This window comes from Streptomyces sp. NPDC043861, assembly GCF_056435905.1.
Genome location: NZ_JBWKDP010000006.1, coordinates 150,768 through 173,947, shown reverse-complemented (window position 1 = coordinate 173,947; position 23,180 = coordinate 150,768). Strand labels below are relative to the sequence as shown.

Below are 23,180 nucleotides of genomic sequence, written 5' to 3'. Positions count from 1 at the left end.
GGCAGCCCGGCCGCGACCGCCTCGCGGAGTCGATGATCTGCCCGTCCCCGGTGCACCCCGATCCGTGAGATCGACCCGGACCGGCACTGCGGCCGGGCTCGCCTTCCTGCCGTTCCCGCGCAGCATCGCGGCGGGCTCCCTGCTCGCCCCCGCGCGCCCATGGCGCGGTACGGCGAGGAGCGGTGCCGGCTGCCGGGGCGGAGGACCGCCCTTCGGAGTCGCGGCGCTGCTCCTGACGGTGGCCTCCCCGGTGACCGTCCTGGTCGTGGGACGGCGCCCGGCACCCCTGCGGGAGAGGGAACCCCGGACGCCTGTTCGTCATCAAGCAGGAAGGAACGGCTGGGCGTCGGAGACGGACACGGGGGACACGGGTGGGCAAGCGAATCAGGGGCGGGGCGCTGGCCTGTGCCCTTCTCATGGCAGGGCTCGCATCGGGCTGTACCACGGAGGCCCCCGCGTCCTCCCGACCCGCCGCCCCCTCCGCCTCCGTACCTCGTGCGCAGCTGCCCCACGGCGGAGGCGACGCGAAGGCCGCCTCGGAGGCCGCGTACCGCAAATGGGGCCTCGAGCCGCTGGCGGCGCCGCCCGCACCGCCGACGACCAAGCCGGTGAAGCTGCGTCCGGGGGGCGAGGTGCCCGTCATCAGTGACATCCCGGTCAAGGACAAGGTCGTCTTCATCACCGTCGACGACGGGGCCGAGAAGGACCCCGAGTTCGTGGCGATGATGCAGGAGCTGAAGATCCCGTTCACGATGTTCCTGACGGACTCCGTGATCAACTCGGACTACGGCTACTTCCGGCGGCTCCAGAAGCTCGGCAATGGGGTGCACAACCACACGCTGACCCATCCGAACCTCCGCACCCTGGGCGCCGCAGCCCAGAAGCAGGAGATCTGCGGCCAGCAGGACAGGCTGAAGAATCGTTACGGCACCATGCCGCGGCTGCTCCGCCCACCCTTCGGCAACTGGAACGAGGACACCCGCGCCGCCGCCAGGTCCTGCGGTGTCGAGGCGATCGTGCTCTGGCGCGAGTCCATGCAGATCACCAACATGCAGTACCAGCGAGCCGACCGGAAGCTGCACCCCGGCGACATCATCCTGGCCCACTTCCGCGGGCCGTCCGACCTCAAGGGCACGACGATGACCGAGATGACGGCGAACATGCTGCGCCGCATACAGGAGCAGGGCTTCACCGTCGCGCGCCTCGAGGACTACATGTAGAAATTCCGGCCGCCGTGTCGATCGACGCCGATCCCGTTCGACGTAGAGGGTGAGAGGTGGGGAAAGGCCCCGCCGCCCGCACGAGGAGACACCATGCCGCGCTACATGACCATGGTCCGCATCAATGAGTCCGAGGTTCCCGCCGAGGGCCCCAGCCAGGAGCTCATGGAGCGGATGGGAAACCTCATCGAGGAGATGACCAAGGCGGGTGTCCTGCTCGACACCGCGGGACTCACCCCGACCTCCCAGGGCAAGCGCGTCACCTGGTCCGGCGGAAAGATCACCGTCACCGACGGGCCGTTCACCGAGTCCAAGGAGGTCATCGGCGGCTACGCGCTCATCCAGGCCAAGGACGAGGCCGAGGCGCTGGAGTGGACGAAGCGATTCCTGCAGATCCACGAGCCGCACTGGACCATCACCTCCGAGGTCCGGGAGATCGTCGAAGGCTGATTGCCGCAGCGCCCTGCGAGTGCTCTGATGGGTGTCCGTGAGGGCACGAAAAGCGGACGAGACCATCGAGACCGTGTTCCGGATCGAGTCCGCACGGATCATCGCCGCCGTGACCCGGATCGTCAGGGACCTCGGTGTGGCGGAGGAACTCGCGCAGGACGCGCTGGTCGCCGCGCTGGAGCAGTGGCCGGAGTCGGGTGTCCCGGACAACCCGGGAGCCTGGCTCATGGCCACCGCCAAGCACCGCGCGATCGACCTCGTGCGCCGCCGCGAGACCTACGCACGCAAGCTCACCGGGATGGGCCGCGACCTGGAGGCGGCCGCAGCGGCGTACCAACCCGACCCGGCCGACCTCGCCTCCGGCCCCGACGACATCGACGACGACCTGCTCCGGCTCGTCTTCACCGCCTGCCATCCGGTGCTCTCCGCCGAGGCGCGCATCGCGCTCACGCTGAGGCTGCTCGGCGGCCTGACGACGGATGAGATCGCCCGGGCATTTCTCGTGCCCGAGCCGACGGTCGCGCAGCGCATCGTGCGTGCCAAGCGGACGCTGGCGAAGGCGAGCGTGCCCTTCGAGGTGCCGTACGGCGACGAACGCGCCGTACGCCTCGCCTCGGTGCTCGAGGTTATCTACCTCGTCTTCAACGAGGGATACGCGGCCACCGCCGGCGACCACTGGCTGCGCCCGGCCCTGTGCGAGGACGCCCTGCGCCTCGCCCGCGTCCTCACCGGCCTCGTGCCGAAGGAGCCCGAGGCACACGGTCTCGCCGCGCTGCTGGAGCTCCAGGCCTCCCGCACGGCCGCCCGCACCGGTCCCGACGGCGAGCCCGTGCTCCTCGCCGACCAGAACCGCCGCCGCTGGGACCAGTTGCTGATCCGCCGAGGCTTCGCCGCCCTCGGCCGGGCGAACGCGTTGGGCCGCCCGCCCGGCCCGTACGCCCTCCAGGCAGCGATCGCGGCGTGCCACGCCCAGGCCGTGACCTACGAGGACACCGACTGGGCGACCATCGCCGCCCTGTACGCCCGGCTCGCGGCCGTCGCTCCTTCCCCCGTCGTCGAGTTGAACCGCGCGGTCGCCGTCTCGATGGCCGAAGGCCCGGAAGCGGGCCTCGCGATCGTGGACCTCCTCGCGGCCGAACCGGCCCTCAAGGACTACCACTTGCTCCCGAGCGTGCGCGGGGACCTGCTCTCCCGCCTCGGGCGTACGGCTCAGGCGCGGGTGGAGTTCGAGCGGGCCGCCTCCCTGACCCGCAATGCGCGGGAGCGTGAGCTGCTGCTGGCGAGGGCGTCGGCACCGGGTGCTCGAACTCCCGGGGTCCAGCGGCCATCGACCGGTCGCTAGCCTCGTGTGCATGTCCGCCCGCAAGCGCCCGCTTCCTCCGCCCCCGCCGCCCGAGGCCGTACGCACCTGGCCCGACCGCGATGCCCTCCTCTCCGACCGGGCGGCCGTACTGGCGGACCTCACCAAGCGGCTCGTCGGTGTGCCGGGGCTGCTGATGTTCCTGCTCATGGTGATGCTGCTGCAGCTGGGCTGGGGCATCGTGGGGACGGCACTCGTCTCCATGGGTCCACGCGTGGATGCGATGTCCGCGGTGGCTCTGGGGATCAGTGGGGTGATCGGTCTGTGCGTGCTCGTCCCTGCCGTCGTTCTCGTCACCTCCGGACTCCACCGCGACCGAAAGGTCCGCGAACTCGTCGTCCAGTGGGCCGTGCTGGACCGTGACCCGGCCGGTGATGCCCGGTTCCGCTGGCCGGGGCCCAGCCTGAGCTGGCTGCTGGTGTCGTTCCTGCTGAGCGCGTCCGGCCTGTGGATCTCTTTCGCCGCCCCGGCGACAGCCCGCCCGGGCAGCTGGACCTACGGCGACGTGGCGTACTTCATGGGCGTCGGCGTCATCCTCTGGGTGATGGGCCTGATCGGCATGGCCAAGGCAGTGGCCCACTACCGCTGGGCGGTGCGGCTCACCACCGCAGAGGCACCCGCGAAGAACCCCGCCGGCAGCCAGGAGGACTGACCGGCCCCGGGCACGGCGGGCCCACCGCCCACGCGGCAGTGCACCCGAAGCCCCCGGGCTCACCGATCGTCCCGTGCGAAAGCCCCGGCGTCTTCGGGCCGGGGACGACACCTATCCCGGGTTGCTCCGACCTGCGGGCCGGAGCGGATGTTGCCGCTCCCGGGGGCCCCTCCACACCGGACACCACTCCAACAGGCCGGGTTCTCGGGAGACTTCTCGTGCAGTGACCGGATGGGTTCGCCGGGAAGCTCGCGGCGTCCGGTGCATGGGGTCTCCCCGGCCCCTTGGGGCCGCAGGCATGGGGTCTCCCCCGGCCCCTTGGGGCCGAGGGCATGGGGTCTCCCCCGGCCCCTTGGGGCCGAGGGGACGTATCGCAAGGCCGGTGGGGGTGCTCCTCCTGGCTCCGCCCGGGGGTACCCCCACCGGCCGGAGGCCGGCGGAGTATCGCCCTCGTACCGGATGTACTCGGGAGATTCGACAACGCAGCGAGGGGGCACCTCCCGGCGAAGCCAGGGGGAGCGCCTTGCAGGGCGTCGCGAGCCGGTGAACCCATCCGGTCACAGCACTAGACGGCCGGCCGGCCGATCAGCATCGTCGGGGCGCCCGCCACCCGGGTCAGGAACACCGTCGCCGCGTTCGGGCCGCTGGGCTTCACCCTGCGGCGGAGTTCCTCCGGTTCGACGGCCGAGCCGCGCTTCTTCACCGTCAGGATGCCGACCTCGCGCTCGCGCAGCAGCGCTTTCAGCCTCTTGAGGTGGAAGGGCAGTTCGTCGGTGATCTCGTAGGCCGTGGCGTAGGGCGTCGGACGCAGCTCGTCCGCCGTGATGTACGCGATCGTCTCGTCGATCAGACCCCCCTCCAGCTCCTCGGCGACCTCGGCGACGAGATGGGCGCGGATGACGGCTCCGTCGGGCTCGTAGAGGAACCGGCCGACCTTGCGGACCCGGGGGTCGGGCAGGCCGCGGCCCGTCAGTGTCGCGCCGGACGGGAGGAGGGTGGCGCGCCGGGCGCCGGGGGTGACGGGGCTCGCGGACGGATTCCCGCCGTCGTGCCAGAGCACTGCCTCCTTCACATCGCCACCGTCCGAGATCCACTCGGCCTCGAAGTCGTCCGGGACCAACTCGTGCGGGACCCCCGGCGCGATCTTGATCGCGCCGGTGCCGACCTGGCGGACCTTCTCGATCGCCCAGGACAGCGGCGGCGAGTACGCCTCGGGGTCGAAGATGCGGCCGCGGCCGCCACGCCTCGCCGGATCGATGAAGAGGGACTCGCTGCCCGACAGGTCGTGGTCCATGACGTCCACGCAGGTGACCGTCATCAGCGGGGTGCCCTCCACCACCGTGTGCACATTGAGCAGAGCGGTCTCGGCGGTCAGCGGGTCCCGGTCGACGGCCTGCACGGTGAAGCCCTCGCGTGCGAACGCGATCGCATCGCCGCCGATGCCGCAGCACAGATCGGTGACCCCGGCCGGGCCGAGGTCCCGGAAGCGCCGGGCCCGGTAGGCGGCGACCGACGCCCGTGTGGCCTGCTCGATCCCGTGCGGCGTGAAGTACATCCGGAAAGCGTCCTCCGCCCCGAACTTGGCCACTGCCCGCTGCCGCAGCCGCGCCTGGGTGAGCGCTGCCGAGACCAGCTCGGCCGGGTGCTCGCGGCGCAGCCGGGTCGCGAGGGCCAGCTCCTGCGCCGGGTCGTGGTCGCGGAGTGCGGCGAGCAGGGCCTGCCCCTCGGCGGTGAGCAGAGGTGCGAGGAGCGGGAAGAGGACGTGATCGTTCACCCGGCCATTGTCGGCCAGGCGGGGGACCGTGCGCGCCGGGCGGCGGTGTCGGAGCCCTGTGGGGGAGTGGCGCTGACAGGATGCGGCGCCATGCAGACAGTGCGACAAAAGGAAAAAATGCGAAGAAGGGGGCGTAGTCGGCCCCTGCTGCTGACCGCCCTGCTCGTCGCCGCGATCGTGTCGGGCTGTGTGGCCGAGTCGCCCGGTACCGGGGGTGCGCGGCACCCCAGGCCCGCGCACGGCCAGCAGAAGCCCGCCGGTCCCGCGGGTGCGCTCGGCGCCTACGTGGAACGTACGAAGAAGACGCATGCCGCACGGGTCGCGGCCGCCAGGCGCTGGGGGCTCAGGAGGACCCCGCTGACCGCGCCCCCGCCGCCGGCCAGGAAGCCGAGGATCACCTTCCGCAAGGGCTTCGAGGTCCACGACGGCGACGGCCTGCCCCCCGTCTTCACCAGGGTGCCGACGAAGGAGAAGATCGTCTTCCTGACGATCGACGACGGGGCAGAGAAGGATCCCGAGCTGCTGGAGATGATGAGCGACCTGGGCATCCCGTACACCGCCTTCCTCAGCGACTACCTCGTGCGTGACGACTACCACTACTTCGAGGAGATGCAGGACCGGGGTGTCGCGCTGCAGAACCACACCCTCAACCACCGCTATCTGCCCGCGCTTTCGTACCGGCAGCAGAAGAAGGAGATCTGCGGGCAGCAGTCGAGGATGGAGAAGCGGTTCGGGAAGCGCCCGCCGCTCTTCCGCCCGCCGTACGGCAACTACGACAGGGACACGCTCAGGGCCGCGAAGTCGTGCGGGGTGAAGGCCGTACCGCTCTGGGCCGCGGAGGCGTTCCCGGATCACATGGAGTGGCGTGAGTGGGACCGGGATCTGCATCCGGGGGACATCATCCTCACTCACTTCCGCGGCGAGGAGCAGTGGAAGGGCAGCATGGCCGACATGATCCGCAACGTCATGAAGGTCGTCACGGGCAGGGGGTATGCCGTGGCCCGGCTGGAGGACTACGTGTGAGACGCCCGCGCCGGCCCGTGCCCCGGGGTGATCGAGGGCCGGTGCACCCTTCGCCGCCGTCGGGGGGGCGTCCTGCACCCGCCCGCGGCGCCCCTGCACCCGCCCGCGGCGCCGTGTTGCCCGTCCGCGCGCCATGTTGCCCGTCCGTGCGCGTCTGTGCAGCGTTCCGTCCCGGCCGGGACCGTCCGTCGGGTCCGGCCCTTCGTGCGCATGCGCGGAACACGCTTCGGTGTTCGGTCGTTGTCCGGATCGAGATCGAACCGCCACACCGGGCGGATTGGCACTCCGCTTGACCGAGTGCTAATCGCAGTCATAGTCTCGGGTCTGGCACTCCCCACCGGAGAGTGCCAACACAGCGACGGGCAGGTCCGGCACCCGCGACGACGGATCGACCTGGTCGCCACCTCAGACAGTAAACCCCGTGAGATCTCCGAAGGGGGAGGTCGGATCGTGACGACCACCAGCTCCAAGGTTGCCATCAAGCCGCTCGAGGACCGCATTGTGGTCCAGCCGCTCGACGCCGAGCAGACCACGGCCTCTGGCCTGGTCATTCCGGACACTGCCAAGGAGAAGCCCCAGGAGGGCGTCGTCCTGGCCGTGGGCCCGGGTCGCTTCGAGAACGGCGAGCGCCTGCCGCTCGACGTCAAGACCGGCGATGTCGTGCTCTACAGCAAGTACGGCGGCACCGAGGTGAAGTACAACGGCGAGGAGTACCTCGTCCTCTCGGCCCGCGACGTGCTCGCGATCGTCGAGAAGTAGGTCGGGGGTAACCGGGGAGCGATTCCCGGAAGACTCCGTACCAGGCAGATTTGCTTGAGCTGCGCCCCTGGCCCCCGCGTCGTAAGAAGCCGGGTGGCCCGGGGCGCGGTTCGTTTTGAGAGGACTTGAGAAGCTCCATGGCGAAGATCCTGAAGTTCGACGAGGACGCCCGTCGCGCCCTTGAGCGCGGCGTCAACAAGCTCGCCGACACGGTCAAGGTGACGATCGGCCCCAAGGGCCGCAACGTCGTGATCGACAAGAAGTTCGGCGCCCCCACCATCACCAACGACGGTGTCACGATCGCCCGCGAGGTCGAGATCGAGGACCCGTACGAGAACCTCGGTGCCCAGCTGGTGAAGGAGGTGGCGACCAAGACCAACGACATCGCAGGTGACGGCACCACCACCGCCACCGTGCTCGCCCAGGCCCTGGTCCGCGAGGGTCTGCGCAACGTCGCCGCCGGTGCCTCCCCGGCCGCCCTGAAGAAGGGCATCGACGCCGCGGTCAAGGCCGTCTCCGACGAGCTGATCGCCACCGCGCGTCCGATCGAGGAGAAGTCCGACATCGCGGCCGTCGCCGCGCTGTCCGCCCAGGACCAGCAGGTCGGCGAGCTCATCGCCGAGGCGATGGACAAGGTCGGCAAGGACGGTGTCATCACCGTCGAGGAGTCCAACACCTTCGGTCTGGAGCTGGACTTCACCGAGGGCATGGCCTTCGACAAGGGCTACCTGTCGCCGTACATGGTGACCGACCAGGAGCGTATGGAGGCCGTCCTCGACGACCCGTACATCCTGATCAACCAGGGCAAGATCTCCTCGATCCAGGACCTGCTGCCGCTGCTGGAGAAGGTCATCCAGGCCGGCAGCTCCAAGCCGCTGCTGATCATCGCCGAGGACGTCGAGGGCGAGGCCCTCTCGACCCTCGTCGTGAACAAGATCCGCGGCACCTTCAACGCGGTCGCGGTCAAGGCCCCCGGTTTCGGTGACCGCCGCAAGGCGATGCTGCAGGACATGGCCACCCTCACCGGTGCCACCGTCATCGCCGAGGAGGTCGGCCTCAAGCTCGACCAGGCCGGTCTGGACGTGCTGGGCAGCGCCCGCCGCGTGACCGTCTCCAAGGACGACACCACCATCGTCGACGGTGGCGGCAGCCACGAGGACGTCGTCGGTCGCGTCAACCAGATCAAGGCCGAGATCGAGTCCACGGACTCCGACTGGGACCGCGAGAAGCTCCAGGAGCGTCTTGCGAAGCTGGCCGGCGGCGTGTGTGTGATCAAGGTCGGCGCAGCCACCGAGGTGGAGCTGAAGGAGAAGAAGCACCGTCTGGAGGACGCCATCTCCGCGACCCGCGCCGCGGTCGAGGAGGGCATCGTCTCCGGTGGTGGCTCCGCGCTCGTCCACGCCGTGAAGGTGCTGGACGGCAACCTCGGCAAGGAGGGCGACGAGGCCACCGGTGTCGCGGTCGTCCGCCGCGCCGCCGTCGAGCCGCTGCGCTGGATCGCCGAGAACGCCGGCCTCGAGGGCTACGTCATCACCGCCAAGGTGGCGGAGCTGGAGAAGGGCAACGGCTTCAACGCCGCGACCGGTGAGTACGGCGACCTGGTGAAGGCCGGCGTCATCGACCCGGTCAAGGTCACGCGCTCCGCGCTGGAGAACGCCGCGTCGATCGCCTCCCTGCTGCTCACCACCGAGACCCTCGTGGTGGAGAAGAAGGAAGAGGAGCCGGCGGAGGCGGGCCACGGCCACGGCCACTCCCACTGAGCGGACGCACTCCCGCTCGGCGGCGCGTACACCCGCTGAGCCGCGTGCACGGAAGGGCCCCCGTTCCCGGAGAGGGAACAGGGGCCCTTCCCCGTGCCGTGTCGGGCTGCCCGCCTCCTGACGCGCGGGTGCGTGGCGATCTCTACATCTCGAGCACGCCGAGCTGGCCCATCAGGCCGAGCCTGTCGTACTGCCACCAGCTCTCGCAGATCAGGCCGTCGCGGAACCGCTGCGTGGTCGTACCCGTCATGGTGCACCGCTTGCCGCTCGGTTCGAGCCCCATGAACTCGCCCTTGTGCAGGCCGTTCCAGGTCCAGCGGGTGGTGACCCGGTCGCCTTCGGCGATCTGGTCCTCGAGGGTGAAGGTGAAGTCGAAGCCACTGCGCCACACACCGACCTCGTGCATCAGCGCTTCGATCCCGGTGAGGTCGTCCGGGTTGGACGGGTCGTGGTCGAGGTAGTCGTCGGCGAGCAGTTCGCGGAGGATCTCAGGGTTGCCGGCGGCGGCGTCCACGAAGAAACGGCGGCTCGCGTCCTTGTTCAGCTGCTCGTCCCGGACCACGTCCAGGTCGGTGAACGTCGGCATGCCGTCGCACAGCGCCACCATCTCCTGGAAGATCCGGTCGGTCTCGGGCAGGTGCGAGTTCTTCATCGCCTCTTCGTACGAGGGGAACTCGACGATCTCTATGACATGCGTCGCGTCCGACCGGTCCATGGCCATCAGGCTGTGGGTGGCGGTGCGCTTCCCCTTGGTCTGTTCGACCCAGGTGTCCATGAGCTGGTTGAGCTCGTCCACGCGATTCGTCTTACAGTCGATCAGTTGTACGAATGTCATGGCGTCTCCCCGGAGTGGGTGGGATACGCCCATTTTAGTGAAAATGCTAGGGTTCGCCGGTTGTCTGGAGAGATGCGGCGACTCCGGCCGTACGGGATCGGCGAACGGCAGCCCCCTCGCGAACCGCCCCGCCTCGTCCGGCGCCGGACCGGCCTCCGGTGCAGCCCGCCACCGCAGGCGAGCCCACCACATGCGGGGCGGCCCATCGGGCAGGCCGTACAACGGGGCGTCCGGCGGCGGGACTTCGGGCTCGGTCACTTCCGGCCCGGCATCCGGTCGACCGGACACCGCCTCGAAGCGGTGCCGCGTCGACGGCTGAATCGCGCGATGCGTCATCGGCGCCGCGCCGTACGGGCATCAGTGCGGCCGGCGGGAAAGTCGCGCTCCCCGTACGGCAGATGAGGCCACCGGGATCGACCGGCACCCGACCGTACCGGTGCCGCGACGGGCCGGAACGGGCGGGACGAGCAGGGCGGCCGTACTGCTCCGGGGCGGACTACTTCGGCCCGTACTTGCGGCCTGCCCGCGAACTGAAGCCGCCCAGCAGGCCCCTCGGCGCCAGCTTCACCACGCCCATCAGCGCCTTGTACCGCGGATCCGGGATGGACAGGGACTTCCCGCGCGAGAGGTCCGCCAGCGCCGTCGACACCAGTTTGTCTGCGTCCAGCCACATCCAGCCCGGGATGTTGTCCGTCCCCATCCCGGCCCGCTGGTGGAACTCCGTCCGTACGAACCCGGGGCACAGTGCCATCAACCGCACCCCCGTCCCCGCCAGATCGCGGGCGGCACCCTGGGTGAACTGCACGACCCAGGCCTTGGACGCGCCGTACGTCCCGCGCGGGACGAACGCGGCCACCGAGGCGACGTTCACCACTCCGCCCCTGCCCCGCTGCCGCATCGGCTCCGCCGCCGCGGACGTCAGCCGCAGCACCGCCTCGCAGTGCACCTTCAGCATCCGCAGCTCATCGGCCATGGACACCTCGAGGTACCGGCCCTTGTTGCCGAAACCGGCGTTGTTCACCAGCAGATCCACGGGGCGCCTTCGATCGGCGAACCGTGCCTCGACCGAGCGGATCCCGGCCTCCTCCGCCAGATCGGCGGCCAGTGCCTCGGCCTCGATGCCGTGCCTGTCGTGGAGCTCGGTGGCCTGCTCCTGAAGGCGCTTGATGTCGCGCGCCACCAGGACCAGATCGTGTCCGTCCGCCGCGAGCCGCCGGGCGAACGCGGCACCGATGCCCGCGGTCGCGCCCGTAATCAGTGCTGTCGTCATGGTCGGCACGTTAGTGCCCCGCGGACAGGTTGCACGTCGTGCCCCATGCCCTTCGGCGTGCGGTCGCCGCACGAACCCTCCCGGTCCGCCGTCCTAGCGGGAGCCGTGCCCGGCGACGTAGGACCGTGCCGTCCTCAGCAGCTCGGACTCCATCCATTCGGCGGCCACCAGGGTGCGCGGCAGCAGATGCCGCTCCAGCGTCGCGGCCCGGAACAGCAGCGTGACGGTGATGTCGTGGTCCGGCCGGTGCACGACCCGGACCGGGTCTCCGGCCCGGATCGTGCCGGGTTCGACGACGCGTAGCAGCGCTCCCGGTGCCGCTTCCCGGGTGAACCGCCTGACCCAACCCTTCTCGCCCACGTGCCCCTGGAACGTCCGGCACGGGATGCGGCCTCCGGTGACCTCGAGGACCACACCCGAGCCGATGCGCCAGCGCTCGCCGATGAGTGCCCCGTTCACATCGAGTCCGGTGGTGGTGAGGTTCTCGCCGAAGGCGCCGTCGGCGAGCGTCCGCCCGAGTTTCCGTTCCCACGCGTCGAGGTCCTCGCGCGCGAACGCGGTCACGGCCCGGTCGTCGCCTCCGTGGAAGCGCAGATTGCCGATCGTGTCCCCCTCGACACCGCTGGCGCCGACACCCTTGGGGCCGGGAGCGAAGACCCGTACGGGACCGTCCACGGGGCGCTTGTCCACGCCGGTGAGACCGTCGGCGGTATCGGTGTACTCGACTTTTCTGGGCCGGCCCGCATTGACAGACAGGAGCTTCATGACGAGGACGCTAGCCCAATTCCCTCAAAGCATCCATTGAGTACTGTGCTCGTACCCCAAGCGCACCTTATGCTCAAGAGGTGATCGAGGCTCGTCATCTCCGTGTCCTGCGTGCCGTCGCCGCCACCGGTTCCTTCTCCGCGGCGGCGCGGGAGCTGGGCTGCACCCAGCCGGCCGTCAGCCAGCAGATGAAGGCGCTCGAAACCTCCGTCGGCACACCGTTGTTGATCCGGACCGGCCGGGAGATGCGACTCACCCAGGCAGGCGAGGCCCTCGTGCGCCATGCCGCAGGAATCCTCGCCGGGCTGACCGCCGCCGAGGAGGAGGTCGCCGCCATCGCCGGGCTGCGCGCGGGCAGGGTGCGTCTGGTGTCGTTCTCCAGCGGCAGTTCCACCCTGGTGCCCGTCGCGCTCGCCGCTCTGCGCGCGGCGCACCCCGGCACACGTGTCTCGCTGGTGGAGGCCGAACCGCCGCGCTCGGTGGAGATGCTGCGCGAGGGCGACTGCGATGTGGCGCTTGCCTTCCGCTACGGCCCGGCAGGGGAGGAGTGGGAGGGCCTGGTCGTCCGGCCGCTGCTGAGCGACAGGCTCGTCGGTCTGGTGCCCGAGGGGCATCCGCTCGCCGGCGCAGGAGCGGTCTCCATGGTGGATCTGGCCGATGAGCCCTGGATCGCGGGCTGCCCGCGCTGCCGCCGCCAGCTCGTGGCGGTCTGCGAGGAAGCCGGCTTCACCCCCAGGATCGATTTCGCCACGGACGACTACCCGGCCGTGGTCGGACTCGTCGGCGCGGGTCTGGGCGTGGCCGTACTGCCGGAACTGGCGCTGGAGTCGGTGCTGCCCAAGAACGCGCGTTCGGTCACCGTCGAGCCGGCCGTGCATCGTGAGATCGTCGCCCTGACGCTCCCTGATCTGGCCCAGGTCCCGGCGGTCGCGGCCACCCTGGACCGGCTGGCTCTCGCCGCGGCCCGCTGACGGCACCAATGGCCCGCTGACGACGCCACGGCCGCCCGGCACCGTGCCGTGGTGCGCGACGGCGTACGTCGCCTCGATGTGAACGCACCCCGCGCCGGAGCGACGAGGGCACACCTCAGCGGCCCCGCCGTGGCCGGAAGGGGCGGCGCAGGAACGTTTCTTCCGAAGTTTTCGGCGGCGGGTCAGCCGTGGCCGGTGACACCACCTGTGCTGGACGCCGGGATCAACCGGTTCCGTGCCCGCCCCATCAGTTCCTCACGCTCGTCCTCCGTCAGTCCGCCCCACACCCCGTAGGGCTCCCGCACTGCCAGTGCGTGCGCCGCGCACTCCGCGCGTACCGGGCACCTCATGCAGACCTCTTTCGCTGAGTTCTCGCGCGCACTCCTTGCCGCGCCGCGCTCCCCCTCGGGGTGGAAGAAGAGCGAGCTGTCTACTCCACGGCACGCCGCGAGCAGCTGCCAGTCCCACAGATCGGCGTTCGGTCCGGGAAGGCGGGAGAAATCTGCCATAGCGCATGTCCCCTTGTAGCCGTGCTGAGTGGATGCCTGAAGCTCTGACCGTACATCTACGGTGTAAGTAGATGTAAATATGACTCATTGCGAATCTAGCCACAGACACCAGCAAAAGGGAAGAAAAGCCGCTAAATGGGGCATTAGCGTCCATGTGACGCGTCGTTGAGTCGTGTTGCTCTCTTCCGTATGTGGACCCTCACGTAGAGTGCCGAAGGTGCCCGTGGGACCCGTAACTCTTTCGAGTGACCGTCGTTGAGAGTGCGGAGGCGGTTGAGAGAACAAGCGCTCGGGCAGGTGTCCTGGAGCGTCAACCGCACAGGTGACGATACGTAACCAGCCTGGAGGCTCAAGGTGACGCGCATCAGCTGCGGAGGGCGGCCATGACATCCGTCCTCGTCTGCGACGACTCCCCGCTCGCCCGAGAGGCGCTCCGCCGCGCGGTCGCAACCGTGCCCGGCGTAGAGCGCGTGACGACCGCGGCCAACGGCGAGGAAGTCCTCCGCCGCTGGGGCGCCGACCGCTCGGACCTGATTCTGATGGACGTACGCATGCCCGGACTGGGCGGCGTCGAGACGGTCCGAAGGTTGCTCTCCGCCGACCCCGGCGCCCGGATCATCATGCTCACCGTCGCCGAGGACCTGGACGGTGTGGCGCTCGCGGTGGCCGCCGGGGCGCGCGGATACCTGCACAAGGACGCCTCGCGCGCCGAGCTGCGGGCCACCGTGACCCAGGCGCTCGCCGACCCGACCTGGCGGCTCGCCCCGCGTCGGCTGCGTTCGGCCGAGATGGGCGCGGCCCCCACGCTCACCGCACGTGAGATCCAGGTGCTGGAGGGCATGAGCCACGGCAGGTCCAACGCCGAGATCGGGCGTGAGCTGTTCCTCTCCGAGGACACGGTGAAGACGCACGCCAGGCGGCTGTTCAAAAAGCTGGGTGCATCGGACCGGGCGCACGCTGTCGCGCTCGGATTCCGCTGGGGCCTGGTGCGCTGAACGGTGCCTGGCCAGGCCGGGACCGCACCGGGTGGCTGCCCCGGAAGCGACCCGCGGAAGCGTGAGCGTCCCCCGCGCAGGGGGCGCGGCCGACGCGGTGCCGAGCGCATGGCCGTCCCCGCCCGCCGACCGGTGGGCGGGGCCACGGCAACCCGCGGGCACACGTTTCCCGCGCGATGCCGCATCCTTGAGATGTGGAGTTCCTCGGGGACAAGTCGGTCGAGCGCAAGGGGAGGGCGCAGGAGATGACTTCCGCCGCACCTGCTCATAACGCTTCGGTGCACAACTACGGACGCGGTGCCACGGACCAGCGGCAGTCAAGGCACCATGGACCGATGCGCAACGACGAGGCGGTGAATGCCCGCGGGGTGATCGGTGCACTCGTTCTCCGTGCCGTCGACGGCGATGAACAGGCCACGCACGATCTGCTGGCGCATGTGCATCCGCTCGCCCTGCGCTATTGCCGCACCCGGCTGAACCGGTTGCCCGGTGATGCTCGTCACTTCGTCGAGGACCTGGCGCAGGAAGTCTGCGTCGCCGTCCTCATGGCGCTGCCGCGCTACAAGGACACGGGACGCCCCTTCGAGGCGTTCGTCTTCGCCATCGCCGCGCACAAGGTCGCCGATCTGCAGCGGGCCGCCATGCGGCACCCCGGCTCGACGGCCGTTCCCTCCGACGAGATGCCGGAGCGGCCGGACGACTCGCTCGGTCCCGAGGAGCGCGCACTGCTCAGCGACGACGCCGAGTGGGCCAAGAAACTTCTGGCCAATCTCCCCGAGAACCAGCGGGAGCTGCTGGTGCTGCGGGTCGCCGTGGGGCTGACCGCCGAGGAGACCGGCCAGATGCTCGGGATGTCCCCCGGTGCGGTCCGGGTGGCCCAGCACCGGGCACTGATCAGGCTGCGTGCGCTGGCCGAACAGTGACCGCGCCGGGCGCCGGGCAGGGCTCCGGGCACGGACCGCGCCGGGTGCTGAACAGGGCGCCCCTCGCACACGTACGAACGCACAAAGCCATTGAGCGATCTTGATCGTGGAATGAGACACCCGCGGATCCCGTTAGCATGGACATCCGCACCGATCAAGGCCATCTGGGGAAGGTGTCATGACTGCCAACGTCGACGGAGTGCCCGAGAAATTCGCGACACTCGGGCTGACCTACGACGACGTGCTGCTGCTGCCCGGCGCGTCGGACATGGCGCCCGACCAGATCGACACCTCTTCGTTCATCTCGAGGAACGTCCGGGTCAACATCCCGCTGCTGTCCGCCGCCATGGACAAGGTCACCGAGTCCCGGATGGCCATTGCGATGGCCCGCCAGGGCGGCGTCGGCGTGCTGCACCGCAATCTCTCCATCGCCGACCAGGCCAATCAGGTCGACCTGGTGAAGCGCTCCGAGTCCGGCATGGTCACCGCTCCGATCACGGTGCACCCCGACGCGACGCTCGGTGAAGCCGACGCGATCTGTGCCAAGTTCCGGATCAGCGGTGTCCCCGTCACCGACGCCGCGGGCAAGCTCCTCGGCATCGTCACCAACCGTGACATGGCCTTCGAGTCGGACCGCAGCCGTCAGGTGCGCGAGGTCATGACCCCGATGCCGCTGGTCACCGGCAAGGTCGGCATCTCGGGTGTGGACGCGATGCAGCTGCTGCGCCGCCACAAGATCGAGAAGCTTCCCCTCGTCGACGACCAGGGCATTCTCAAGGGCCTCATCACGGTCAAGGACTTCGTCAAGGCGGAGAAGTACCCGAACGCGGCGAAGGACAAGGAAGGCCGGCTGCTCGTCGGCGCCGCCGTCGGTGTGGCGGGCGACGCCTTCGAGCGTGCCCAGGCCCTGATCGAGGCCGGTGTCGACTTCATCGTCGTCGACACCGCCCACGGCCACTCCAAGCTGGTCGGCGACATGGTCGCCAAGATCAAGTCGAACGCGTCCGTCGATGTCATCGGCGGCAACATCGCCACCCGCGACGGCGCCCAGGCGCTCATCGACTCCGGTGTCGACGGCATCAAGGTCGGTGTCGGCCCGGGCTCGATCTGTACGACGCGTGTCGTCGCAGGCATCGGCGTGCCGCAGGTCACCGCGATCTACGAGGCAGCCCTCGCGGCGAAGGCGGCCGGGGTCCCGGTCATCGGCGACGGCGGTCTGCAGTACAGCGGCGACATCGCGAAGGCCCTGGTCGCAGGCGCCGACACGGTGATGCTCGGTTCGCTGCTCGCGGGCTGCGAGGAGTCGCCGGGCGAGCTGCTCTTCATCAACGGCAAGCAGTTCAAGTCGTACCGGGGCATGGGCTCGCTCGGCGCGATGCAGTCGCGTGGCGAGCAGCGGTCCTTCTCCAAGGACCGCTACTTCCAGGAGGGCGTCGCCTCCGACGAGAAGCTCGTGCCCGAGGGCATCGAGGGCCAGGTTCCTTACCGTGGTCCACTCTCCGCGGTCGTTCACCAGCTGGTCGGCGGTCTGCGCCAGTCGATGTTCTACGTCGGCGGCCGGACGGTGCCGGAGCTGCAGGACCGCGGCAGGTTCGTACGGATCACGTCCGCGGGCCTCAAGGAGAGCCACCCGCACGACATCCAGATGACGGTCGAGGCGCCGAACTACAGCAGGAAGTAGCCGCACGCGTGTTTTGCGAGGGGCGGTTCCGGGGATTCCCGGGACCGCCCCCTCCCATGTGTCGGGGATACTGGTAGGCGCAGACGTAAAGGGAAAGGCCACACATCGTGACTGAGATCGAGATCGGGCGCGGCAAGCGCGGCCGCAGGGCGTACGCCTTCGACGACATCGCCGTCGTCCCGAGCCGGCGCACCCGGGACCCGAAGGAGGTCTCGATCGCGTGGCAGATCGACGCCTACCGGTTCGAGCTGCCGTTCCTGGCCGCCCCGATGGACTCCGTGGTGTCTCCGCAGACCGCGATCCGCATCGGTGAGCTCGGCGGCCTGGGTGTGCTGAACCTCGAGGGGCTCTGGACCCGGTACGAGGACCCGCAGCCCCTGCTCGACGAGATCGCCGACGAGCTGGACGAGGGCGCGGCGACCCGCCGCCTGCAGGAGATCTACGCGGCCCCGATCAAGGAAGAGCTGATCGGGCAGCGCCTCAAGGAGGTGCGCGACTCCGGAGTCGTCACCGCCGCAGCGCTGTCGCCGCAGCGCACAGCCCAGTTCTCGAAGGCCGTCGTCGACGCCGGCGTGGACATCTTCGTCATCCGTGGCACGACCGTGTCGGCCGAGCATGTGTCGGGTGCCGCCGAGCCGCTCAACCTGAAGCAGTTCATCTACGAGCTCGACGTCCCGGTCATCGTCGGCGGCTGCGCCACGTACACCGCAGCCCTGCATCTGATGCGCACGGGCGCTGCGGGCGTGCTGGTCGGCTTCGGGGGCGGCGCGGCGCACACCACCCGTAACGTCCTGGGCATCCAGGTGCCGATGGCGACGGCGGTGGCGGATGTGGCGGCGGCCCGCCGCGACTACATGGACGAGTCCGGCGGTCGTTACGTCCACGTCATCGCCGACGGCGGCGTCGGCTGGTCCGGCGACCTCCCGAAGGCCGTCGCCTGCGGTGCGGACGCCGTGATGATGGGTTCCCCGCTCGCCCGCGCGACGGATGCGCCCGGTCGCGGCCACCACTGGGGCATGGAGGCCGTCCACGAGGACGTTCCGCGCGGCAAGCTCGTCGACCTGGGCATCGTCGGCACGACGGAGGAGATCCTCACCGGCCCTTCGCACACCCCGGACGGTTCGATGAACTTCTTCGGTGCCCTGAAGCGGGCCATGGCGACGACGGGCTACAGCGAGCTCAAGGAGTTCCAGCGCGTCGAGGTGACGGTCGCGGACTCGCAGCACAAGCGCTGACGCGCATTGCTCCTGCGCACGAGGGGCCCGGCACCGTGGTGGTGCCGGGCCCCTCGTGCGGGTGTCCGTCGGCCAGGTCGCCGGAGGTGCGGGCGAGCCGGAGCCGAGGACAGCCTGTTGTGTACGTGCACCGGTCCCGATCGCGCCCTGCCGCAGGCCCGGCTGCGGCTGCGTCGGCCTGCCTGTCGTGACACCGGCCTGTCGTCCGGTGTCACGAAGCAGGAGCAGGAGCAGGAGCAGGAGCAGGAGCGCCCGAGCGGGAGCGGGCGCGGTGCGAAACCGGTCGTCCCTGTGAGCAGGGCTCGACAGCCGGCGGAATCTGCGGGCCGCACGGCTCGCCGAGTCCGCGGGCACCCCGGCGACCGGCGCCGGACCCCCCCCAGGAGCCGGGACCTACTCCGCGCCCTTCTTGGCACCACCGAATGCCGCGACGGCGGCCAGCGCGAAGAAGACGAAGGTCATGAAGTCCTTGCCTGCGTTCCAGGCATCCGTCAGCAGACCGAAGTGGTCGAGGAACATCTCGGTCGCGGAGACGTCCAGCTCCTTGGCCGCGATGATCGCGATGGCGACGAGCTGGCCGAGGTAGACCGCGCCCAGGGAGAACACTGCGCTCGCGACGGGCAGGACCGGGTTGCGCCCGCCGAGCTTGGCCGCCGCGAAGCCGGTCAGGAAGCCGACGCCGATGGCGGCCCAGCCGATCTCCCGCTCGATCCCGCCGGCGACACCGCCGTACACGCCGCCCGCGACGAGCGCGGCGACGAGGGCGGCCACCAGGCCGAGGGCGACATTGTTGCGGGCCGGAGCGGGCGCCGGAAGCGGAGCCTGGGCCGGGGCGGAACCGTCGGCGGGTGCGGCGCCCTCGGCGAACGGGTTGCCGGACGGTGGAACGGACTGGGACATGCTGAAGATCCCCCCATGGGACGTGGAAGCGCACGAGTGTGCGACAAGTGGCGCTGGACCCTAGCACTCCGGTCCGACGGCGCACATCTGCATTGCAGACCGGGCTCGCACGGCCAGGGGATGCGCCTCCCCGCGGGTGGGCTTCCCGGCCGGGCGGGCGTCACAGACGGTGGGCCGCGCCTGCTGGAGACGCTCCTCTCGTGTCCAGCAGCAGCTGAGCCTTCACCGCAAGTCCCTGCAGGTCGTAGGTGTGATGGTGCTGGAGCAGAACCGTCAGGTCGGCATTGGCCGCGGCCTCGTAGAGGGAGTCCGCGCGCGGCACGGGACGGTCCCGGACGCGCCAGTCGGGCACGTACGGGTCGTGGTAGCTGACCGACGCCCCCAGCTCCATCAGCCGCTCGGCGATCTCGGGTGCGGGAGAGCCCTCGAGGTCGGCGAGGTCCGGCTTGTAGGTGATGCCGAGAAGCAGGACGCGGGCCCCCCGCGCGGACTTGCCGTGCTCGTTGAGGAGGGTCGCGCAGCGCTGGATGACGTACTGCGGCATGCGCTCGTTGATCTGGCCCGCCAGCTCGACCAGCCGCAGCGGCCGGTGTGCGCCGACCGTGTCGACGGGGACGCCGTGGCCGCCGACGCCGGGGCCCGGGCGGAAGGCCTGGAAGCCGAACGGCTTGGTCTCGGCGCAGCGGATGACGTCCCAGAGGTCGACGCCGAGGTCGTGGCAGAGGGCCGCCATCTCATTGACGAGGGCGATGTTGACGTGCCGGAAGTTGGTTTCGAGCAGCTTCACGGTCTCGGCCTCGCGCGGTCCCCGCGCCCGGACCACCTTGTCCGTGACCCGTCCGTAGAAGGCCGCGGCGGCTTCGGTGCAGGCGGGGGTGAGGCCACCGATCACCTTCGGGGTGTTCGCGCAGCCATGGGTGCGGCTGCCGGGGTCGAGCCGGCTGGGCGAGTACGCGAGCGCGAAGTCCTGGCCTGCGCGCAGTCCCGATCCTTCCTCGAGGACGGGCAGCAGACAGTTCTCCGTGGTTCCCGGCGTGACCGCGGATTCCAGCACGACGGTGGTGCGCGGGCGCAGCCGGGCGGCCAGGGCGCGGGCTGCGTCGCCGACGGCGGTCAGGTCGAGTGTGCGGTCGGCGCCGAGCGGGGTGGGGGCGCAGATGACGGCGGTGCGGACACGGCCGAGCTCGGACGGGTCGGTCGTCGGCCGGAAACCGCCTGACAGCATCCGGCGGATTTCGGAGGCGCTGAGCGAGCCCTCGACCGGCGGGCGCCCGGCGGCGAGTTCGGCTACGGGGCGCGGGTCCGTGTCGTAGCCGATCGTCTCGATGCCGGAGGCTACGGCGGCCTGGGCGAGTGGCAGTCCGAGATGACCGAGTCCGATGACGGCGAGATCTGCGGGCATGGCGGTGAGCAGTCCTTCCCGGTAGCCGGAACTCCCTGTAGCCGAAGGGGATGCATCCCGCAAGTCCTGTGGGCAGGAGGAGCGGTGCGCAATGTCAGACTAGGCGTAAATATGACCGAAATATGGCATTGCGAGGTTCTGGCTGTCCGAGTGTTGTCCACAGGCGGTGGCTGAAGTGGGGGAGTGCGGACAGAATCAAGGTTGTGGGTCCGACCAACGGGGGCGACGGGAGGCAGCCGTGAGGACAGCGACACTGGGACCGACCCAGCGTGCCGAGGCACTTGCCGAGATGGCGGAGCGCGAGCTGGATGTGCTGGTGGTCGGCGCCGGCGTGGTCGGCGCGGGAACCGCGCTGGACGCCGCGACACGCGGACTTTCGACCGGCCTGGTCGAAGCCCGGGACTGGGCCTCGGGCACCTCGAGCAGATCGAGCAAGCTCATCCACGGCGGGCTGCGCTATCTGGAAATGCTGGACTTCGTGCTGGTCCGGGAGGCCCTCAAGGAGCGCGGACTGCTGCTGGAGCGGCTGGCCCCCCATCTGGTGCGTCCCGTGCCCTTCCTCTACCCGTTGAAGCACAAGGGCTGGGAGCGGCTGTACGCCGGATCGGGTGTGGCGCTGTACGACGCGATGTCGGTGTCCTCGGGCCACGGCCGCGGACTGCCCGTCCACCGTCACCTCTCGCGGCGGCACGCCCTGCGGGTTGCGCCCTGCCTCAAGAAGGACGCGCTGGTGGGCGCCCTGCAGTACTACGACGCCCAGATGGACGATGCCCGCTATGTGGCGACCCTCGTGCGCACGGCCGCGAGCTATGGCGCACATGTCGCCAGCCGGGCACGGGTGGTCGGGTTTCTGCGTGAGGGCGAGCGTGTCGTGGGTGCCCGTGTCCAGGACGTGGAGGCCGGTGGGGAGTACGAAGTCCGGGCCAAGCAGATCGTCAACGCCACGGGGGTGTGGACGGACGACACCCAGGCCCTGATAGGCGAGCGTGGCCAGTTCCATGTCAGGGCGTCCAAGGGAATCCATCTGGTCGTGCCCAAGGACCGGATCCATTCCACCACCGGGCTCATCCTGCGCACCGAGAAGTCCGTGCTTTTCGTCATCCCCTGGGGCCGTCACTGGATCGTGGGGACCACGGACACCGACTGGGATCTGGACAAGGCCCATCCGGCGGCTTCGAGCGCCGACATCGACTATCTCCTGGAGCACGTCAACTCCGTGCTGGCAGTGCCGCTCAGCCGCGACGACGTCCAGGGTGTGTACGCAGGTCTGCGTCCCCTCCTCGCGGGGGAGTCGGAGGCGACGAGCAAGCTCAGCCGCGAGCACACGGTCGCCCATCCGGTGCCCGGGCTCGTCGTCGTCGCCGGTGGCAAATACACGACGTACCGGGTGATGGCCAAGGACGCCGTGGATGCGGCGGTGCATGGACTGGACCAGCGAGTCGCGGCGTGCGTCACGGAGGATGTGCCCCTGATGGGGGCCGAGGGCTACCGAGCACTGTGGAACTCGCGGGCAAGGATCGCGGCACGCACGGGTATCCATGTCGCCCGGGTGGAGCATCTGCTCAACCGCTACGGCTCCATGATCGAGGAACTGCTGAGCCTCATCGAGGCCGACCCGGGCCTCGGTGAGCCGCTGTCCGCCGCCGACGACTATCTGCGGGCGGAAATCGTCTACGCCGCCTCGCACGAAGGAGCCCGTCATCTCGACGACGTCCTCACGCGACGCACCCGGATCTCCATCGAGACCTTCGACCGGGGGGCCCGCAGCGCCCGTGAATGCGCCGAGCTGATGGCGCCGGTACTCGGCTGGGACAAGAAGCAGATCGAGAAGGAGGTCGAGCACTACGAGAAGCGGGTGGAGGCCGAGCGCGAGTCGCAGCGTCAGCCGGACGACCTGACGGCGGACGCGGCGCGCCTGGGCGCGCCCGACATCGTGCCGATCTGACGAGACACCTCCTTCCCCTTGTCGGCTGGTGTGGAACTCGCCATTTCGTGCGGCTGGTTCCAGAGCTCCGATGTCCGGCCGGTCGTACGAACAGGGCGATGACCAGTACGGGTTGGGTGCCCGACCGGAACGTCCGGCCCAGGAGGAACCTCCCTCTGCGGGCCTGTCCTGACACACGGCGGACCCGGGAGAGTCGCCGGTCCTGGAGTGAGAGAGAATGGGAGCTCTTCCAGGGCGGGTTACCGCATCGCGCGGAAGCGGCAGGCGCGGGCGAGGATCAGGGATCGCAGAGGGGACGCATGTCGGAGGCGGAGCAGTCGCGGGACACGACACCAGAGCCCCTGCGGGACACTGACCGGAGCGTCGAGGGCGCCGCGGCGAAGAGCTCTGACGGGGGCTCGGCGGCGGATGCGGACAAGACGGAAGCCGCGGATTCCGCGGCGGAGTCGGAGCCCGCTGCGGAGACGGGCCAGACGGCCGAGGCGCACACGAGTACCGACAGCGCGAGCGCGGGTGCGGTGAAGGACTCGAAGCCCAAGCCGGGCGTGGATGCGGAGTCGAAGTCGGGTTCGGGTGAACGTGGCGTGGTGAAGGACTCGAAGTCCGAGGCGGGCACGGGTGCGGAGTCGAAGTCGGGTTCGGGTGAACGTGATGCGGTGAAGGACTCGAAGTCCGAGGCGGGCACGGGTGCGGAGTCGAAGTCGGGTTCGGGTGAACGTGATGCGGTGAAGGACTCGAAGTCCGAGGCGGG

Annotated in this window: 20 protein-coding genes and 1 pseudogene; 14 read left to right on the top strand and 7 right to left on the bottom strand. The window is 69.9% G+C overall.

The window, feature by feature from the left end:
- The first annotated feature begins 371 nt into the window (after nucleotides 1–371).
- From AC068D_RS16530 to AC068D_RS16515, 4 genes are all read left to right on the top strand, one after another.
- Entirely contained in the window at nucleotides 372–1,220 is an 849-nt protein-coding gene (locus AC068D_RS16530; RefSeq protein ID WP_478823733.1) for a polysaccharide deacetylase family protein, read from the top strand.
- A 93-nt stretch (nucleotides 1,221–1,313) separates the two neighbouring features.
- On the top strand, nucleotides 1,314–1,670 hold the full coding sequence (locus AC068D_RS16525) for a YciI family protein (protein WP_478823732.1): 357 nt from the start codon (nucleotides 1,314–1,316) through the stop codon (nucleotides 1,668–1,670).
- A gap of 37 nt (nucleotides 1,671–1,707) precedes the next feature.
- Nucleotides 1,708–3,012 (top strand): RNA polymerase sigma factor, encoded by a 1,305-nt coding sequence (locus AC068D_RS16520; protein WP_478823731.1) that lies wholly within the window; start codon nucleotides 1,708–1,710, stop codon nucleotides 3,010–3,012.
- A 10-nt stretch (nucleotides 3,013–3,022) separates the two neighbouring features.
- Nucleotides 3,023–3,682: a hypothetical protein gene (locus tag AC068D_RS16515; RefSeq protein WP_478823730.1), complete on the top strand. Its 660-nt coding sequence runs from the start codon at nucleotides 3,023–3,025 to the stop codon at nucleotides 3,680–3,682.
- 565 nt (nucleotides 3,683–4,247) lie between these two features.
- On the opposite strand, the gene AC068D_RS16510 is transcribed toward AC068D_RS16515, so the two are convergent.
- Nucleotides 4,248–5,456: a class I SAM-dependent methyltransferase gene (locus AC068D_RS16510; RefSeq protein WP_478823729.1), complete on the bottom strand. Its 1,209-nt coding sequence runs from the start codon at nucleotides 5,454–5,456 to the stop codon at nucleotides 4,248–4,250.
- A 90-nt stretch (nucleotides 5,457–5,546) separates the two neighbouring features.
- On the opposite strand from AC068D_RS16510, the gene AC068D_RS16505 reads away from it, so the two are divergent.
- The 3 genes from AC068D_RS16505 to groL all read left to right on the top strand — a co-directional run bounded on the left by AC068D_RS16505 (nucleotide 5,547) and on the right by groL (nucleotide 8,998).
- On the top strand, nucleotides 5,547–6,479 hold the full coding sequence (locus AC068D_RS16505; RefSeq protein WP_478823728.1) for a polysaccharide deacetylase family protein: 933 nt from the start codon (nucleotides 5,547–5,549) through the stop codon (nucleotides 6,477–6,479).
- Nucleotides 6,480–6,929: 450 nt separating this feature from the next.
- Nucleotides 6,930–7,238, top strand: a complete 309-nt coding sequence (gene groES / locus AC068D_RS16500; RefSeq protein ID WP_015035628.1) for a co-chaperone GroES — start codon at nucleotides 6,930–6,932, stop codon at nucleotides 7,236–7,238.
- A gap of 137 nt (nucleotides 7,239–7,375) precedes the next feature.
- Complete coding sequence (groL, locus tag AC068D_RS16495) at nucleotides 7,376–8,998, top strand: chaperonin GroEL (protein ID WP_478823727.1); 1,623 nt, start codon at nucleotides 7,376–7,378, stop codon at nucleotides 8,996–8,998.
- Between the two features lie 142 nt (nucleotides 8,999–9,140).
- On the opposite strand, the gene AC068D_RS16490 is transcribed toward groL, so the two are convergent.
- From AC068D_RS16490 to AC068D_RS16480, 3 genes are all read right to left on the bottom strand, one after another.
- Nucleotides 9,141–9,833 carry an ester cyclase gene (locus AC068D_RS16490; protein WP_478823726.1) on the bottom strand — a complete coding sequence of 231 codons (693 nt, stop codon included), beginning with the start codon at nucleotides 9,831–9,833 and terminating at the stop codon, nucleotides 9,141–9,143.
- A 496-nt stretch (nucleotides 9,834–10,329) separates the two neighbouring features.
- Entirely contained in the window at nucleotides 10,330–11,103 is a 774-nt protein-coding gene (locus AC068D_RS16485; protein ID WP_478823725.1) for an SDR family NAD(P)-dependent oxidoreductase, read from the bottom strand.
- 93 nt (nucleotides 11,104–11,196) lie between these two features.
- Nucleotides 11,197–11,868, bottom strand: a complete 672-nt coding sequence (locus AC068D_RS16480) for an MOSC domain-containing protein (RefSeq protein ID WP_478823724.1) — start codon at nucleotides 11,866–11,868, stop codon at nucleotides 11,197–11,199.
- An 80-nt stretch (nucleotides 11,869–11,948) separates the two neighbouring features.
- Here AC068D_RS16480 and AC068D_RS16475 point away from each other — a divergent pair, with 80 nt between their 5' ends.
- Nucleotides 11,949–12,839: a LysR family transcriptional regulator gene (locus AC068D_RS16475; protein ID WP_478823723.1), complete on the top strand. Its 891-nt coding sequence runs from the start codon at nucleotides 11,949–11,951 to the stop codon at nucleotides 12,837–12,839.
- Nucleotides 12,840–13,021: 182 nt separating this feature from the next.
- On the opposite strand, the gene AC068D_RS16470 is transcribed toward AC068D_RS16475, so the two are convergent.
- Nucleotides 13,022–13,348: a WhiB family transcriptional regulator gene (locus tag AC068D_RS16470; protein WP_451076822.1), complete on the bottom strand. Its 327-nt coding sequence runs from the start codon at nucleotides 13,346–13,348 to the stop codon at nucleotides 13,022–13,024.
- 383 nt (nucleotides 13,349–13,731) lie between these two features.
- Here AC068D_RS16470 and AC068D_RS16465 point away from each other — a divergent pair, with 383 nt between their 5' ends.
- The 4 genes from AC068D_RS16465 (at nucleotide 13,732) to AC068D_RS16450 (ending at nucleotide 18,182) form a co-directional block, all read left to right on the top strand.
- Nucleotides 13,732–14,343 (top strand): response regulator transcription factor, encoded by a 612-nt coding sequence (locus AC068D_RS16465; RefSeq protein WP_003948568.1) that lies wholly within the window; start codon nucleotides 13,732–13,734, stop codon nucleotides 14,341–14,343.
- Nucleotides 14,344–14,678: 335 nt separating this feature from the next.
- A complete protein-coding gene (locus AC068D_RS16460) occupies nucleotides 14,679–15,266 on the top strand; it encodes a sigma-70 family RNA polymerase sigma factor (protein ID WP_478823722.1) in 588 nt (195 codons plus the stop codon).
- Between the two features lie 178 nt (nucleotides 15,267–15,444).
- Complete coding sequence (gene guaB, locus AC068D_RS16455; protein ID WP_478823721.1) at nucleotides 15,445–16,947, top strand: IMP dehydrogenase; 1,503 nt, start codon at nucleotides 15,445–15,447, stop codon at nucleotides 16,945–16,947.
- A 107-nt stretch (nucleotides 16,948–17,054) separates the two neighbouring features.
- Nucleotides 17,055–18,182, top strand: a complete 1,128-nt coding sequence (locus tag AC068D_RS16450; RefSeq protein WP_478823720.1) for a GuaB3 family IMP dehydrogenase-related protein — start codon at nucleotides 17,055–17,057, stop codon at nucleotides 18,180–18,182.
- Nucleotides 18,183–18,575: 393 nt separating this feature from the next.
- On the opposite strand, the gene AC068D_RS16445 is transcribed toward AC068D_RS16450, so the two are convergent.
- Together AC068D_RS16445 and AC068D_RS16440 are read right to left on the bottom strand one after the other, a co-directional pair.
- Nucleotides 18,576–19,082 carry a hypothetical protein gene (locus AC068D_RS16445; protein WP_478823719.1) on the bottom strand — a complete coding sequence of 169 codons (507 nt, stop codon included), beginning with the start codon at nucleotides 19,080–19,082 and terminating at the stop codon, nucleotides 18,576–18,578.
- A 160-nt stretch (nucleotides 19,083–19,242) separates the two neighbouring features.
- Nucleotides 19,243–20,484, bottom strand: coding sequence for a nucleotide sugar dehydrogenase (locus AC068D_RS16440; RefSeq protein ID WP_478823718.1), 1,242 nt, complete (start codon nucleotides 20,482–20,484; stop codon nucleotides 19,243–19,245).
- Nucleotides 20,485–20,722: 238 nt separating this feature from the next.
- On the opposite strand from AC068D_RS16440, the gene AC068D_RS16435 reads away from it, so the two are divergent.
- Both AC068D_RS16435 and AC068D_RS16430 read left to right on the top strand, forming a co-directional pair.
- The gene (locus AC068D_RS16435; RefSeq protein WP_478823717.1) at nucleotides 20,723–22,429 is read left to right on the top strand and encodes a glycerol-3-phosphate dehydrogenase/oxidase; all 1,707 of its coding nucleotides are present in this window, start codon (nucleotides 20,723–20,725) and stop codon (nucleotides 22,427–22,429) included.
- Between the two features lie 299 nt (nucleotides 22,430–22,728).
- A pseudogene (locus tag AC068D_RS16430) lies at nucleotides 22,729–23,180 on the top strand (hypothetical protein); the annotation flags it as partial.

Bases quoted from the DNA above. Each gene is read 5' to 3' on its own strand.
- AC068D_RS16515 (WP_478823730.1), top strand. From the start codon at position 3,023: ATGTCCGCCCGCAAGCGCCCGCTTCCTCCGCCCCCGCCGCCCGAGGCC.
- AC068D_RS16525 (WP_478823732.1), top strand. From the start codon at position 1,314: ATGCCGCGCTACATGACCATGGTCCGCATCAATGAGTCCGAGGTTCCC.
- AC068D_RS16445 (WP_478823719.1), bottom strand. From the start codon at position 19,082: ATGTCCCAGTCCGTTCCACCGTCCGGCAACCCGTTCGCCGAGGGCGCC.
- AC068D_RS16460 (WP_478823722.1), top strand. From the start codon at position 14,679: ATGCGCAACGACGAGGCGGTGAATGCCCGCGGGGTGATCGGTGCACTC.
- AC068D_RS16440 (WP_478823718.1), bottom strand. From the start codon at position 20,484: ATGCCCGCAGATCTCGCCGTCATCGGACTCGGTCATCTCGGACTGCCA.
- AC068D_RS16490 (WP_478823726.1), bottom strand. From the start codon at position 9,833: ATGACATTCGTACAACTGATCGACTGTAAGACGAATCGCGTGGACGAG.
- AC068D_RS16465 (WP_003948568.1), top strand. From the start codon at position 13,732: ATGACATCCGTCCTCGTCTGCGACGACTCCCCGCTCGCCCGAGAGGCG.
- AC068D_RS16480 (WP_478823724.1), bottom strand. From the start codon at position 11,868: ATGAAGCTCCTGTCTGTCAATGCGGGCCGGCCCAGAAAAGTCGAGTAC.
- AC068D_RS16505 (WP_478823728.1), top strand. From the start codon at position 5,547: ATGCAGACAGTGCGACAAAAGGAAAAAATGCGAAGAAGGGGGCGTAGT.
- guaB (WP_478823721.1), top strand. From the start codon at position 15,445: ATGACTGCCAACGTCGACGGAGTGCCCGAGAAATTCGCGACACTCGGG.
- AC068D_RS16470 (WP_451076822.1), bottom strand. From the start codon at position 13,348: ATGGCAGATTTCTCCCGCCTTCCCGGACCGAACGCCGATCTGTGGGAC.
- AC068D_RS16485 (WP_478823725.1), bottom strand. From the start codon at position 11,103: ATGACGACAGCACTGATTACGGGCGCGACCGCGGGCATCGGTGCCGCG.
- groL (WP_478823727.1), top strand. From the start codon at position 7,376: ATGGCGAAGATCCTGAAGTTCGACGAGGACGCCCGTCGCGCCCTTGAG.